General features: G+C 68.2%; 11 protein-coding genes. 9 read left to right on the plus strand and 2 right to left on the minus strand.

The features are described from left to right. The first annotated feature begins 100 nt into the window (after window positions 1-100). Both LQ955_RS03365 and LQ955_RS03370 read left to right on the plus strand, forming a co-directional pair. Complete coding sequence (locus LQ955_RS03365) at window positions 101-532, plus strand: hypothetical protein (RefSeq protein ID WP_231026823.1); 432 nt, start codon at window positions 101-103, stop codon at window positions 530-532. A 27-nt stretch (window positions 533-559) separates the two neighbouring features. After that, the gene (locus LQ955_RS03370) at window positions 560-1,321 is read left to right on the plus strand and encodes an alpha/beta fold hydrolase (RefSeq protein WP_231026824.1); all 762 of its coding nucleotides are present in this window, start codon (window positions 560-562) and stop codon (window positions 1,319-1,321) included. Here LQ955_RS03370 and LQ955_RS03375 read toward each other — a convergent pair. Beyond that, complete coding sequence (locus LQ955_RS03375; protein WP_231026825.1) at window positions 1,254-2,396, minus strand: glycoside hydrolase family 76 protein; 1,143 nt, start codon at window positions 2,394-2,396, stop codon at window positions 1,254-1,256. The genes LQ955_RS03370 and LQ955_RS03375 overlap by 68 nt on opposite strands. Next, window positions 2,393-5,038 (minus strand): hypothetical protein, encoded by a 2,646-nt coding sequence (locus LQ955_RS03380; RefSeq protein WP_231026826.1) that lies wholly within the window; start codon window positions 5,036-5,038, stop codon window positions 2,393-2,395. Before LQ955_RS03380 ends, LQ955_RS03375 begins: the two co-directional genes overlap by 4 nt. A gap of 177 nt (window positions 5,039-5,215) precedes the next feature. Here LQ955_RS03380 and LQ955_RS03385 point away from each other — a divergent pair, with 177 nt between their 5' ends. From LQ955_RS03385 to LQ955_RS03415, 7 genes are all read left to right on the plus strand, one after another. Continuing rightward, the gene (locus LQ955_RS03385) at window positions 5,216-5,812 is read left to right on the plus strand and encodes a TetR/AcrR family transcriptional regulator (protein ID WP_231026827.1); all 597 of its coding nucleotides are present in this window, start codon (window positions 5,216-5,218) and stop codon (window positions 5,810-5,812) included. Continuing rightward, entirely contained in the window at window positions 5,809-7,140 is a 1,332-nt protein-coding gene (locus LQ955_RS03390) for an MFS transporter (protein ID WP_231026828.1), read from the plus strand. The genes LQ955_RS03385 and LQ955_RS03390 overlap by 4 nt, the downstream gene beginning before the upstream one ends. A 41-nt stretch (window positions 7,141-7,181) precedes the next feature. Continuing rightward, entirely contained in the window at window positions 7,182-8,453 is a 1,272-nt protein-coding gene (locus LQ955_RS03395; protein WP_390623505.1) for an alanine racemase, read from the plus strand. After that, window positions 8,450-9,772 carry a D-arabinono-1,4-lactone oxidase gene (locus tag LQ955_RS03400; RefSeq protein WP_231026829.1) on the plus strand — a complete coding sequence of 441 codons (1,323 nt, stop codon included), beginning with the start codon at window positions 8,450-8,452 and terminating at the stop codon, window positions 9,770-9,772. The genes LQ955_RS03395 and LQ955_RS03400 overlap by 4 nt, the downstream gene beginning before the upstream one ends. Before the next feature lie 52 nt (window positions 9,773-9,824). Then, complete coding sequence (locus LQ955_RS03405) at window positions 9,825-11,264, plus strand: glycoside hydrolase family 1 protein (protein ID WP_231026830.1); 1,440 nt, start codon at window positions 9,825-9,827, stop codon at window positions 11,262-11,264. Between the two features lie 118 nt (window positions 11,265-11,382). Then, entirely contained in the window at window positions 11,383-11,949 is a 567-nt protein-coding gene (locus LQ955_RS03410; RefSeq protein ID WP_231026831.1) for a LemA family protein, read from the plus strand. 60 nt (window positions 11,950-12,009) lie between these two features. After that, window positions 12,010-12,882 carry a M48 family metalloprotease gene (locus LQ955_RS03415; RefSeq protein ID WP_231026832.1) on the plus strand — a complete coding sequence of 291 codons (873 nt, stop codon included), beginning with the start codon at window positions 12,010-12,012 and terminating at the stop codon, window positions 12,880-12,882. Window positions 12,883-13,817 lie beyond the last annotated feature (935 nt).

Below are 13,817 nucleotides of genomic sequence, written 5' to 3' on the forward strand. Positions count from 1 at the left end.
GTCAATGGGCATCTTGTGAGAAAAAGTTATGAGATCGTCACCCAGCCACACGACACCCGGTATCCAGCTATCCGGCACGGCGTGGCCCGATAATGAAGCAATGATCTCTCCTCAGCTTGCGCGCGCGCTTCGGGTCGCCGGTCTGCGATGGCAGCCGACCACGGGCGACAGGTTCATCATCGACCAGCCGGGCTTCGAGGGCGACGTGTTCGCCGTCAGCGACATGACAATCGAAGCCCACGAATTCTCGACCGGAACCATTCTCGGGTTCAACGGCACCACAGAGTGGGCGCTCGACGAGGTCGCGCTCGACGATGCCCTCTGGCTGCCCGCCGAACACCAGCTCAGGGCCCTTCTCGCGGCCACGTTCAGAGCGCTGCGTCGCACGGCGGAGGGCTACGAAGTCGAAACCGTTCTGGCTGGTGAGACGTCGGTTTTTGCCGCCGACGACCCGGCCGACGCGTATGCCGGCGCGCTGCTCATGCTCATCGGGGCATCCGTCGACGAATTCGACGCCGACTTCGGTTACTGACCGCCTTCAGATTGCGGAGGCGATCGAATGAACCGCCTGCAGAAGGCCGGGTACTGGATGCTCGACTACGTCTACAGCTTCGGCGACGAAGTCTGCGCAGCTCTCGACGGGCGCTCGGCCGAGCAGTACTTCGAGGCTGTCGACGTGCCCGACGATGAGCGGTGCGTTGTTCGTGACGACCGACCGGTCGTGCTGGTACCCGGGCTCGCAGAGACCTGGACGGTTCTGCGCAGGGCGGGTGCCGAGGCACGCAGGCACGGGCATCCGGTGCACGTGGTCTCGGCGCTCGGCCGCACGACCGGCACCGTCGAGGCGGAGGCTCGCGTGGTGGCGCAGTATCTCGAGACGAACGACTTGCGCGACGTCATTCTGCTTTCGCACAGTAAAGGCGGTCTGATCGGCAAGTATGTGATGGTGCGCTTCGACACCGACGCGCGCATCGACGGCATGATCGCGATCAACGCCCCGTTCTCGGGGTCGCAGTGGGGTCGCGTGGTGCCTCTGCCGAGCGTGCGTTTGTTCGCTCCGAACGACCGGATCGTGCGCTTTCTCGCTGCCACCGCCGACGTCGATGCCCGCGTCGTGTCGGTGTACTCCACTTTCGACCAGAACGTCTGGGCCGGTAGCAGGCTCGAGGGGGCACGCAATGTGCGGCTGAACGTCGCCGGACACTCCCGAATTCTGGGTTCGAAGCGGTTAGTGCGTGTTCTGCCCGAGGCGATCAGCTGGCTGCCGCGGCGATCGTCGTTTCGAACCTCGAGCGCGCCTCCAGGGCCATCACCGCGCTGAGTTCGGTCGAGAGCGCAACGGGAGCCGTGGCGAATTCACGCCAGTCGTCGGCGGCCAGCAGACTCGGCGAGAAGGTCTGCCAGAGCAGGTCTGTGGCGTGACGCAGAGCGCTCTCGAGAGCGGCGACGGGCGCGGCGAGGCCGGTGCTGTCGGCACTGCTCGTGCGGTCGCGCAGCTCGGGCACGCAGAGCAGGTCGGCGAGATAGCGGTAGAAAATGCCCTTGAATAAGCCGACATCACCCCCTCCGCGTGCCTGGTGGTTGACGTTTTCATTGGTGAAGACACCGGAGTCGGTGAGTTGCTCCACGGTGGCCAAGGCCGTGCCCACCGCGTCGTCGAGATGCACCGTGTCACCCGTTCGCCGAAAGGCGAGCGTTTTCAGGCCGAGATACAGCCCCTGGTTGTAACTGAACAGCCAGTCGGTGTCGATCCGCCCGTCGCCGGCGCGATTGAGGCCGTCGGCGATCAGTGCGGTCTGTTCGTCGCGCAGGGTGTTCTCGAGAAAAGTGCGCGAGGAGTCGGCGAACTGCGCAGTTACGCCCCCACCGCCGCGCTCGTACAGGCGCTCGCTCACGATGCCGAAGGCGCCATTCGTCGGCGCATTCAGGTACGACGGTTGGCTGACGCGCCACGCCACCGCTTTGCCATGACCGGCATCGGCTGCCGCCGCGCCGCGCTGGGCGATGCGCTGCCAGAGCGCATTCGCGTCACGCAGATACTGCTGCTCTGCGGTTGCGTCGAACAGCCGGAGCGCGGCGAGGGCGAGCCAGCTCATATCGTCGAAATACGAGTTGAACAGCGAACCGCGATTGCGCCGGCGGATGCCCGCGTAGGTCTGGCGGGCGAGAACGAGCCAGCCCGACCATCCACTGCGTTCGTAGGCGTCGACACGCACTTCGACGGCGTGCGCGAGCCACCAGTAGTTGAAGGCGGCGAGCTCCGTCACGCGCGGGGGACTGTTGGAACGCAGCGAGCCCGGTCCGAGGCCACCGAAGTGCCGGCTGAGTCCGGCCTGGGCGCGGTCGGCGTAACGAGCGAACGGGGTCGTCTGAAACGCGGTGGGGTGACCGCTCATTCGTGCAGCGCCGGGTTGTTGCGAGTCTGGTTGTTGCGAGTCTGGTTGCTGAGGGGCCGGTCGTCGGGCGCCGGATCGTCGAGGGTCGGTGCGATGAACGTGTACCAGACCCACACTGAGAGACTCACGGCCGCGAACGCCACCGCGATCACGACGGTCTGGGCGAGTGCGAAGCTGCGGCCGGCCTGCTCGAACGAGGGGGCCACGACGGCGGCGAGCAGCGTGAACGAGACGAGCGTGAGGCCGAGCCAGATGGGTTTCGACCATTCGTACACCGCACGGCCGGCGAGACTGCCGAACGGCAGCACGAGCACCGCAGTCGCACCGAACGCGCCGAGCACGATGGTGGTGAGCGTTTCGTTGGCGAGAGCCGCGACGGGGTTCGCCGTGGCATTCGCACCGGCGATGCCGGGCAGCCAGACGAGCGCGAGCCAGGCGACGGTGCCGAGTCCAAGCAGCGCGCCGAGCTGCAGACCGGCGAGGCGTGCGGCCTGCCGGCGGCTGAGGCCGACCGCTGTCACCAGCGAGAGAACGATGCCGAACAACAGCGCCGGCTGCAGGTCGAGTAGTCGCGATATCACCGACAGAGCGACGGCGACGAGCAGGTAGCGCGGAGAAACGACGAGCTGCGCGGTGACACCCAGCCAACGCCTCGCGAGAACTCGGGGCAGCACGACTGCCACGGCGTTGAGGGCAGCGAACGCGACGCTGATCGCGACGAAGAGCCGCAGATAGGCGGGCTGACCGGCGACGGGCCCCGAAAGCATTCCGATGGCGGCGCTCAGCAGCACGCAGGCCGAGGCGATCAGCCACGGGCTGAAGGTGATCTCGAAGGCGGAATCGAAGTCGCCGGTCGGCCGGTTTCGGCCGGTGAAACGCGAGCGTTTCAGCGTTGAGCGCAGCAGTCGCGTGCGGGTCGCCGCGTCGAGGGCCCCGCGGGGGCGGCCGGTGGGCAGGGCCAGGCCAGAGAGGCGCGGTATGCCTCGTATCGGCGACACTGACCGCGGCGATACTGACCGTGGCGACGCCGACCCCGCCGATGCAGGCGAAACGAGCGCTGGGAAGTGCGCGGAGTCGAGATCGCGCCCGCGACGGCGAGCGAGGGCGGCCGCAAGCAGGCGCCCGGGCGCCGCGATGAGCACGATTGCCGCGAGCGCGGCGGCCAGGGCGATGAGCCAGGTGGTGAGGGGCGAAGACGACAGCACGGGCTGCAGGGCCGCCGTGAATCGTGTTGCGCTCGCCCAGGTGTCGGGAGCGGGCGCGGCGGGGGTCACGGCACCATCGCCGGGGGAGTTCTGGCCGCCAGAGGAGCCACCGCTTCCGCCGGCGGATCCGGTGCCGCCGCCGGGGGCCGTGGCTGAGCCGCCGCCGCCCGAGGATGCTCCGCCCGAACCCGGGGTGCCCGAACCCGATCCACTTGCCGCACCGCTCGGTGACGGCGACGAATTGCCGTTCGGGATCGGCGTCGCGGTAGCCGTGGAAGCTCCCGAACCGCTGCCCGTCGCGCTGCCGGAAGCGGAGGCGCTCGGCGTCGGAACACCCGACGCGCTGAACGTCACGGTGAAGGGCGTGCTCTCGTCGCTCACGTTGCCAGCCGCGTCTTGCTGCATCGCCGAGACTCCGAACGAGCCCGCCGGCACGGTTCCGGTGGTGCACGACCACGCGGTGCCCTGCACGGTGGCGGTGCAGGCGGCAAAGGTCCCGGCGAAGACGGTGACCAGGGCCCCGTTTTCGCCCGTGCCCGAGATCGAACCGACCTGAGCGACCGTCGCGCCGGCTTTCGGCGAGGTCACCACGGGCGGTGACGGCACGGTGGAGTCGATCTGCAGGGTGAGCGTGTCGCTTGCCGAACTCGCCCCGTTGCTCCAGCCCGTGGTCTGGGTCGCGGCGACCCGCAGCGTGCCGCTCGGGATGTTCGTGCCCAGGTTGCACGCCCACGAGCCCTGCCCGTCGGCGATGCCCGAACACGAGTACGCCGCGGCGGTCGCGTTGACGGTCGCGCCGGGGTAGGCCGTGCCGCGCACGGTGCCGTATCCGGTCGAGACCGGCCCGTTCGATCCCGACGACAGCGTCGGAGAGTTCAGCACGTTCACAGCTATCGCCGTGTGCTTGTCGTCGTATCCGCTGACGAGTTGCACGACAGAGAGCTGCACGTTCGGGCCGCTCGGAAGCCCCGAGCTCGAGCAGGCGAACGATCCGTCGCTGTCGGCGCTCACCGTGCACAGCGGGTCGGATTGTGTCGAGCTCTGCACCTGGATGTCGCTGCCGGGCTCAGCGGATCCGCGTATCGTGACGGCGCCTCCCAGGGTGTCGCCTGCCGACGGGCTCGCGATCCGCGGATCGGCGATGGGCGCCTGGCTCGGCGGCGGGGTCGTTGGCGGCGCCGTTGTCGGCGGGTCGGTCGGTGCCGTTGTCGGAGGATCCGCAGTGGCGGCGGGAGCCTCGGGAGGTGTCGCGACAGACGGGGTGGCCGTAGGCGCGGAAGCGTCTGACGGTAGCGCAGCAGCGCCGAGACCCACGCCCGCTGCCAGCAGGAGCACGAGCGGCAGCGCGAGGGCGGAGAAGGCCCGCCCGGGCATCCGGACTCGCGAAACTCTGGTGGCCGAACCCCTCGGCACACCCCGGTTGGTGCTCTGTTTCACGACTCCCACGTTCTTCCATTTAGCAAGCAATAACGGGCGATGTCAAAGCCCCATGCGGTTGTATGTAGTGGTTCGTCATGCGGGGAGCTCGCAAGACAGCCCGCAAAACGATAGACAAAGCGCTCGTTCGCGGGTCATAATCTCTCAACTGGGTCAAATGACCCACATGGAGGATCGATGACCAGGCTCCCCGTCGCCGAACGACGCGAGTTGCTGCTCGACGCCGCGCTTCGCGTCGTGGCCGAGCACGGCATCCAGGGGGCCACCACGCGGGCCATCGTCGCCGAGGCCGGTGTCTCGCTCGCGAGTTTTCACTACGCCTTCGCCAGCCGAGACGAGCTGATCGCCGAACTGGTGAACTCGGTCATCGCGGGGGAGCAATCGGTCTTCGAGCGCCTCGAACTGCGCGGCGGCTCGATGCGCGACACCCTGCGAGAGGGTCTGCTGCACTACTTCGATGTTCTGCGCCGTGATCCGCTGAGAGAGAAGGCCATGTTCGAGCTCACGCAATACGCCATGCGTTCCCCCGAGCTGCAACCGCTCGCGCGGGTGCAGTACGAGCGCTATTACGCGCTCGCCGAGCAGGCCCTCGATGTGGCCGCGGCTTCGACCGGCCTGCGCTGGAATCGGCCGCCGGCCGAGATCGCGACCTTTCTCGTGGTGCTGACCGACGGGCTCACCATCGGCTGGCTCGTCAATCGAGACGATGAGGCGGCGCTCGCGATCATCGACTTCGCCGCCGACTCGCTCGGCGCGCTGGCGGTGGCGGCATGAGCGGCGAAGGCGCGGGCGACGTGTCGGCTGCCGGCCGGGCATCCGCTGGCCATACAGATTCGAGCGCGCTCGGCGGTGTCGGTGTGCTCGGTCTCTTCAGTGAACCGACCCAGCGCCTCAAGGGCGGCTGGATCGCCCTCTTCGCCATCGCCTGGCTCGGCATCTGGATGGCGCAGCTCACCCCCGTGCAGCTCTTGCTGCCGCTGCAGGTCGCGAACCGGGTCGACACGGGCAACTGGATCGACACCGTGGTGGCGTTCGGCGTCATCTCGGGTGTCTCGGGCGTCGCCGCACTGCTCACCTTTCCGCTGACCGGAGCGATGAGCGACCGCACCACGTCGCGTTTCGGCCGCCGTCGCCCCTGGATCGCCGGCGGCACGCTGCTCTTCGCCGTCTCGCTCGCTCTGCTCGGGTTGCAGACCTCGCTGATCGGCGTCGGGGTGTTCTGGACCCTCGCCATCATCGGCTTCTGCATTCTCACGGCCGCCCTCACGGCCACCATCTCCGACCAGGTTCCCGTCGGCCAGCGCGGGTACGTCTCGGGCTGGCTCTCGGCGCCGCAGGCCATGGGCATCATTCTCGGGCTCGTACTGGTGACGGTGTTGTTCACGACTCTGCTCGCGGGGTATCTGTTCGTGGCGGTCGCGCTGGTCATCCTGGTCGCCCCCTTCTGCATCTGGATGCCCGACGCCGTGCTGCCCAAAACAGAACGGGCTCGGGTCACGGCCCGAGCCTTCATCGACGGGTTCTGGATCAGCCCGCGGCAGTACCCCGACTTCGGATTCACGCTGCTCAGCCGCATTCTCGTGAACATCGGCAACGCGCTCGGTACGGCCTTGCTGCTGTACTTCTTGCTCTACGGTCTCAACGACGCCGACGCCGAGAACGACCTCATCGTTCTGGTGCTGATCTACATGGTGTTCGTGATCATCGCCTCCCTCGGTGCGGGGTTGCTCTCTGACCGGCTCGGCAGGCGCAAGGTGTTCGTGCTGGTCTCGTCGGTGTTGCAGGCAGTCGCTGCGTTGCTGCTGGCGTTCGTGCCGGCGCTGCCCGTCGCGATGGTGGGCGGCGCCTTGCTCGGCCTCGGCTACGGCTGTTTTCTGTCGGTCGACCAGGCGCTGGCCACTCAGGTGCTGCCCGACCCGGCCACTCGCGGCAAAGACCTCGGCATTATGAACATCGCCACCGCTGTTCCGCAGGCGATCGCGCCGCTGCTCGGCGCCGGTGTCGTGGCGCTGTTCGGCGGTTTTGCCGCCCTGTTCGTTCTGTCTGGTCTGTTCGCCATCGGCGGCGCTGTCGCCGTGGCCCGAGTGAAATCGGTGCGTTGATGCCTGCCACCCTGCCTGACGCTTCATCGGTGTCTGCCACCCTGCCTGCCACCCCGGCTGTCGCAGCGCCGTTCGCGCTCACCCGCGAATCGGCTGCGCCCTGGCTGAAACCGGCGCAATTCTGGGGTGACCTCACGCGCGCCACGGCCGACGTCGACACTCCGCTCGCGGCGATCAGCCTGCAGGCGCTCGCGCACAACGCGTTCTCGATGCTCGACCGCGCCGCCGGAAAACCCATTCGCGTAGCGAGTAAGTCGGTTCGCGTGCGCTCGGTGCTCGATGCCGTGCTCGCTCTGCCGGGCTATCACGGTGTGCTCGGCTACACGCTGCCCGAGGCGCTCTGGCTGGCCGAGACCATCGACGACGTCGTGGTCGGCTATCCCACGGCTGACCGCGCGGCCATCGCACGGCTGGCGGCGGATGATCGGCTCGCCTCACGCGTCACGCTGATGGTCGACTCCGTGGCCCAGCTCGACCTGATCGACTCGGTCGTCGCGCCCGGGGCCCGCCCGAGCATCCGCGTCTGCCTCGAACTCGACACGTCGTATGTGACCCGTGCGCTCGGGCACATCGGGGTGTGGCGCTCGCCGGTGTTCACCGTCGACGAGGCGCGCGTTCTGGCGCAGGTCATCGCGTCGCGGCCCGGTTTCACCCTGGTGGGGCTGATGGGGTACGAGGCGCAGATCGCCGGGGTCGGCAATCGGCCGCGCGGCAACCCGGCCCGGGCGCGGGTGCTCGATTGGATGCAGCACCAATCCATCGCTGAGCTCGCCGATCGCCGGGGAGCCGTGGTGCGGGCGGTTCGCGAGGTGGCCGACCTCGAATTCGTCAACGGCGGGGGAACGGGGTCGCTCGAGAGCACCTCTGCCGATGCATCCGTCACCGAGATCGCCGCCGGCAGCGGGCTGTTCGGCGGGCACCTGTTCGACACGTACTCGCGCTTTCAGCCGGCTCCGGCGGCAGCGTTCGCGCTCTCGGTCGTGCGCAAGCCGACCCCGAAGATGGCCACTCTGCTCGGCGGCGGCTGGATCGCCTCCGGGCCCGCTCAGCCCGACCGGCTGCCCGAGATCGTCTGGCCCCTCGGCCTGAAGATGCAGGATCGCGAGATGGCCGGCGAGGTGCAGACGCCGCTCTCCGGCGCCGCGGCCGAGACGCTGCGGGTCGGCGACCGGGTGTGGCTGCGGCACACGAAGTCCGGCGAGCTGTCGGAGCACGTGAACGAGATGCAGCTCGTCGACGCTGCGGCGCACGGCGGCCCGCAGATCATCGCGACGCTGCCCACGTATCGCGGCGAAGGCAAGGCGTTTCTGTGAGCGGTGCGGGCGCAACGGGAGCCGTCTGGCGCAACTGGGGCCGTACCGAGGCCGTGAAACCTGCACGTGTCGAGCGGCCGACGAGCATCCCGGCCGTGCAGCGTGCGGTCGTGGCGGCGGCGACGTCGGGAATGCGCATCAAGGCCGTCGGCGCCGGCCACAGCTTCAGCGGAATCGCGGTCGCCGGGGGAGTGCAGCTCGACCTCGACGGTTTGCGCGGGCTGCTGGCGGTCGACACGGCGCGGCTTCAGGTGACGCTCGGCGGCGGAACCTACCTGCACGAGATTCCGCGGCTGCTGCAGCCGTTCGGGCTCGCCATGCAGAACCTCGGCGACATCGACAGGCAGACCATCAGCGGGGCGATCTCGACCGGAACGCACGGCACCGGGCGGACGTTCGGCGGCATCTCGACGCAAGTCGTGGGCGCGACGCTGGTGATCGGCGACGGATCGCTGCTCGTGGTGAGCGAGACATCGAACGCCGAGCTGCTGCCGGCGGTGGCGCTCGGGCTGGGTTCGCTGGGCATCCTGGTGAGCGTCACCGTGCAGTGCGTTCCCCTGTTCGTGCTGAAGGCGACCGAGGCCGCCGAGCCGCTCGACCGGGTGCTCGAGGCTCTCGACGAACGCGTCGAGGGTGCCGATCACTTCGAGTTCTACTGGTTTCCGCACACGTCAACCGCACTCACGAAGACGAACGAGCGGATGCCCGGGCACACCCCGCGTAAACCGCTCACGCCGTGGCGGCGATTCGTCGACGACGAACTCGTTTCGAACCAGGTGTTCCGGGCGACCTGTCTGGCCGGACGCGCCGTGCCGGCGCTCATCCCGCGCGTCAACCGCGCGGCCGAGAAGCTCACCGGAACGCGGCAGTTCAGCGACTTCTCCGCCCGCGTGTTCGCCACCAAGCGCACGGTGCGGTTCGTCGAGATGGAGTACGCGGTGCCCGCGGCCGACATTCCGGGGGTGCTGCGCGAGATCGACGAGTTGATCGAGGGGCGCGGCTGGCGCATCTCGTTTCCCATCGAGGTGCGCTTCGCCGCGCCCGACGCGCTCTGGCTCTCGACCGCATCGGGCCGCGAAACGGGATACATTGCAGTGCACCGTTACTACCGAGACGACCCGGCAGAATATTTTCGGGCGGTCGAGGAGATCATGATGGCGCACGGCGGCAGACCGCACTGGGGCAAGATGAACACCCGTGACGCTTCGTCGTTGCGTGAGGTGTATCCGCACTTCGACGAATTTCTGGCGGTGCGCGACCGGCTCGATCCCGAGCGACGGTTCGCGAACCAGTATCTCGAGCGGGTGCTGGGGCGGTGAGCGGGTTCACGGGTTCGCCGCATCTGGGCGTGGGGTTTTCGGGCGGCGCACGATGAACGCCCGCGACGACGCGATGGCCGAGGCGGAGGCGTTCGCCACGATCATCCCGCCCGGTTTTGTCATCGGCGCCGCGACGGCCGCCTTTCAGGTCGAGGGCGGCGTGCACGACGGCGGCCGGGAGCTCTCGGTGTGGGACGAATTCACGCACCAGTCGGGTCGAATCCTCGGCGGTGCGAATGCCGATGTCGCCGCCGACCACTTTCACCGCGTCGGCGAAGATGTCGCGCTAATGGCCGACCTCGGCATCGACTCCTACCGCTTCTCGTTCGGCTGGCCACGCCTGCAGCCGGGCGGCAGCGGCAGCCTCAACCGCGAGGGCATTGCGTTCTACGATCGGCTGCTCGACGAGCTGCTCGCGGCGGGCATCAGTCCGATGGCGACGCTGTTCCACTGGGATACTCCCGTCGAGCTGCGCGGCAGCTGGCTCAACCGCGACACGGCGGGCCGATTCGGCGACTACGCCTACCAGGTGGGGGAGGTGTTCGGCGATCGGGTCGATCGCTGGGTGACCATCAACGAGCCGGCGACCGTCATGCTGAACGGGTATGCGCTGGGCATCCACGCGCCCGGAACAACGCTGTTGTTCGATGCCGTGCCGGCCGGCCACCACCAGCTGCTGGGCCACGGACTGGCCGTGCAGGCGCTGCGCGCGGCATCCGTTCGCGGGGAGATCGGCGTGACGAACGTGCATTCGCCCGTCTCGGCGGCCACCAGCACCGACGAAGACGAGGCCTACGCAGCTCTGTTCGACATCGTGCACAACCGCATGTTCGGCGACGCGACCCTGCTCGGCCGGTACCCCACGATTCCGGAAGAGTTCGCAGTGGCGCTGCGCCCGCTGGTCGAGGTTTCGCCGGAAGATCTCGCGATCATCCACCAGCCCCTCGACTTCTACGGGCTCAATTATTACTTTCCGACGCGAATCGCGGCGGGCACGGGGTCGTCGTCATCGCCCGACGGCGAAGCGCCGGCGCTCAGCGCGCTGCCGTTTCACCTCGAGCCCTGGCCCGAGTTTGCGCGCACCGGATTCGGCTGGCCGAACGCGCCCGAGTTCTTGGGCGTCGCGCTCGCAGAACTCGCCTCGCGGTACGGCGAGGCGTTGCCGCCCGTCTACATCACCGAGGGCGGCGTCAGCCTGCCCGACACGGTGCTGCTGGATGCCGACACCGGCGTCGCCCGCATCGCCGACTCGGCACGGATCGACTACCTGTCGGCCCACCTTGAGTCCGCGCTCTCGGCGACGGCGCCGGGCGGCGCGGCGTCGGCGGTCGATCTGCGCGGATATTACGTGTGGTCGCTGCTCGACAACTTCGAATGGGCGGCGGGATACAGCCAGCGCTTCGGGCTTGTGCACGTCAACTTCACGACGCTCGATCGCACACCCAAGCAGTCCTTCGGCTGGCTGCGGCGGGTGCTGGAGGCGCGGTCGTAGCGCCCGTCGCGTGCGAGGTCGTGCGGGCGGGCATCCACTCGCCGGCGATGCTGCCCGATGGCTGAGAGCTTGCCTCGACGCTGCTGTGTGAGGGTCGCTCACTCGTTATAGTTGTCGCATGGGCTGGTTAATCGCACTGATCGTCGTTGTTGTTCTCGTCATCATCATCGGTATTTACCTGTGGGCGACCTACAACTCGTTAGTGACTCTCAACGTTCGTGTCGACGAAGCGTGGAGTGACATCACCGTTCAGCTGAAGCGAAGAGCCGACCTGCTGCCCAACCTCATCGAGACGGTGAAGGGCTACGCGGCGCATGAAAAAGGCGTATTCGAGGCGGTCACCAAGGCTCGCGCAGAGACGCTGAGCGCGCAGAACCCCGCTGAGGCCTCCGTGGCCGAGAACCACATGCAGACCGCCTTGAAGAGCATCTTCGCCGTAGCCGAGGCCTACCCGCAGTTGCAGGCGTCGCAGAACTTCTTGCAGCTACAGGCCGAGCTGGTCGACACCGAAGACAAGATCCAGGCCTCGCGCCGGTTCTACAACGGCGGCGTGCGAGAGCTGAACACGAAGATCAAGGTGTTCCCGAACAACGTGTTCGCCAAACGCCTCGGCTTCACTGCCCGCGACTTCTTCGAGGTGGCCGACTTGGCCGCCATCGCCGAGCCGCCGCGCGTGCAGTTCTAACCGCCCGCCCCGCCCCTACCCCCCCCGCGTTATCCGTTTACTCGCTGACCCGAAACAGGCATGTACAAAGCAATAGCGGCGAACAAGCGCAACACCGTCATCATCCTGGTGCTGTTCGTCATCATCATCGGTGCGCTCGGCTGGCTCGCGGGGTACCTCTACCGCAGCACCGGGCTGACGGTGGTCATCCTGGTGTTCGCCATCGGGTTCGCCATCTTCCAGTACTTCTTCGCGGGCGGCCAGGCCATCGCGCAGAGCGGTGCCGTCGAGATTCAGAAGTCCGACAACCCCCGGCTTTGGCGCGTCGTCGAGAACCTCGCCATCACCACCGGGCAGCCCATGCCGAAGGTCTACATCATCAACGACCCGGCGCCCAACGCCTTCGCCACTGGGCGTGATCCTGCGCATTCGGTGGTTGCGGTGACAACCGGGCTGCTCGACATCATGACCGACTCCGAGCTCGAGGGCGTCATGGCGCACGAGATGGGTCACGTTCAGAACTACGACATCCGCGTCTCGCTCATCGTGTACGGGCTTGTTGTCGCCGTCGGCCTCATCGCCGACATGTTCTTTCGCATGGCGTTCTTCGGCCGCAACAGTAACAACAACAACCCGCTCGTTCTCGTGCTCGGCCTCGTGGCGGCGGTCATCGCGCCCATCATCGCCACCGTGGTGCAGCTCGCCGTTTCACGACAGCGCGAATACCTCGCCGATGCGACCAGCGCCATGACCACGCGGCATCCGGATGCCCTCGCCTCTGCCCTCGCGAAACTCGAGGCCTACGGCAAGCCCATGCAGAAGCAGTCCACCTCGATGGCGCACATGTGGATCGCCGACCCCCTGCGCCCCGGCCTCATGAACCGCCTCTTCGCGACCCACCCGCCCATTCCCGACCGCATCGCCCGCCTCGAGAAAATGGGCGGCGAGTTCTGAGTTTATGACGCGCCCTTCGGGCGCCGCCGTATGAAACTCTGCAGCGCTTGAGGGGTGCGGCTGCGCCGCGTGGCGGGCCGTGCCGCGCGGGGTGCGGCTGCGCTGCCCTCGGGTTTGGAGGTTGACGCGCCTTGCGGGCGGCACCGTATGAAGCTCGGCAGCGATTGAGGGTGCGGCTGCGCCGCGTGGCGGGCCGCGACGCGCGGGGTGCGGCTGCGCCGCCCTCGGGTTTGGAGGTTGACGCGCCCTTCGGGCGCCGCCGTATGAAGCTCGGCAGCGATTGAGGGTACGGCTGCGCCGCGTGGCGGGCCGTGACGCGCGGGGTGCGGCTGCGCTGCGTGGCGGGTCGCAACACTGGCGGTGCGGCTGCGCCGCGGGTCGGGCCTTGACGCGGCGGGGTGCGGCTGCGCTGCCCTCGGGTTTGGAGGTTGACGCGCCCTTCGGGCGCCGCCGTATAAAGCTCGGCAGCAATTGAGGGTGCGGCTGCGCCGCGTGGCGGGCCCTGCCGCGCGGGGTGCGGATGGCGCCGCGTGGCGGGCCGTGACGCGCGGGTGCGGATGCGCTGCGTGGCGGGGCGCGGCGGCGTCGCGTTACGGGCCGTGAGGGGCGGGGTGCGGCTGCGACGCGCGGCGGGCCGTGACGCGCGGGGTGCGGCTTGGCCGCGTGACGGGCCGCGACGCGCGGGGGCGGCTGCGCCGCGTGGCAGTCGCGGCGGCGTGTGAAACGTAGGAGATGTTGAGGGGGTGGCCCCGTATGGCGTCCACCGGGGCGCATTCTCCTACGTTTCTGCTTTTCTCCGGGCGGTGCGGCCCGCCGGCGGTGTCCTGCCCCGCCGGGGGTGGGGACGGTGACAGCTGGCGGCCACCGCAAAAACGTAGGAGACTTCGACCGGATGTCGCTGTCTTGCGCCCACGGTTGCCGAATCTCCTACGTTC

The sequence above is a fragment of the Subtercola endophyticus genome (assembly GCF_021044565.1).
Lineage (GTDB): Bacteria > Actinomycetota > Actinomycetes > Actinomycetales > Microbacteriaceae > Subtercola > Subtercola endophyticus.

Bases quoted from the DNA above. Each gene is read 5' to 3' on its own strand.
- LQ955_RS03365 (WP_231026823.1), top strand. From the start codon at position 101: ATGATCTCTCCTCAGCTTGCGCGCGCGCTTCGGGTCGCCGGTCTGCGA.
- LQ955_RS03370 (WP_231026824.1), top strand. From the start codon at position 560: ATGAACCGCCTGCAGAAGGCCGGGTACTGGATGCTCGACTACGTCTAC.
- LQ955_RS03375 (WP_231026825.1), bottom strand. From the start codon at position 2,396: ATGAGCGGTCACCCCACCGCGTTTCAGACGACCCCGTTCGCTCGTTAC.
- LQ955_RS03385 (WP_231026827.1), top strand. From the start codon at position 5,216: ATGACCAGGCTCCCCGTCGCCGAACGACGCGAGTTGCTGCTCGACGCC.
- LQ955_RS03390 (WP_231026828.1), top strand. From the start codon at position 5,809: ATGAGCGGCGAAGGCGCGGGCGACGTGTCGGCTGCCGGCCGGGCATCC.
- LQ955_RS03405 (WP_231026830.1), top strand. From the start codon at position 9,825: ATGAACGCCCGCGACGACGCGATGGCCGAGGCGGAGGCGTTCGCCACG.
- LQ955_RS03410 (WP_231026831.1), top strand. From the start codon at position 11,383: ATGGGCTGGTTAATCGCACTGATCGTCGTTGTTGTTCTCGTCATCATC.
- LQ955_RS03415 (WP_231026832.1), top strand. From the start codon at position 12,010: ATGTACAAAGCAATAGCGGCGAACAAGCGCAACACCGTCATCATCCTG.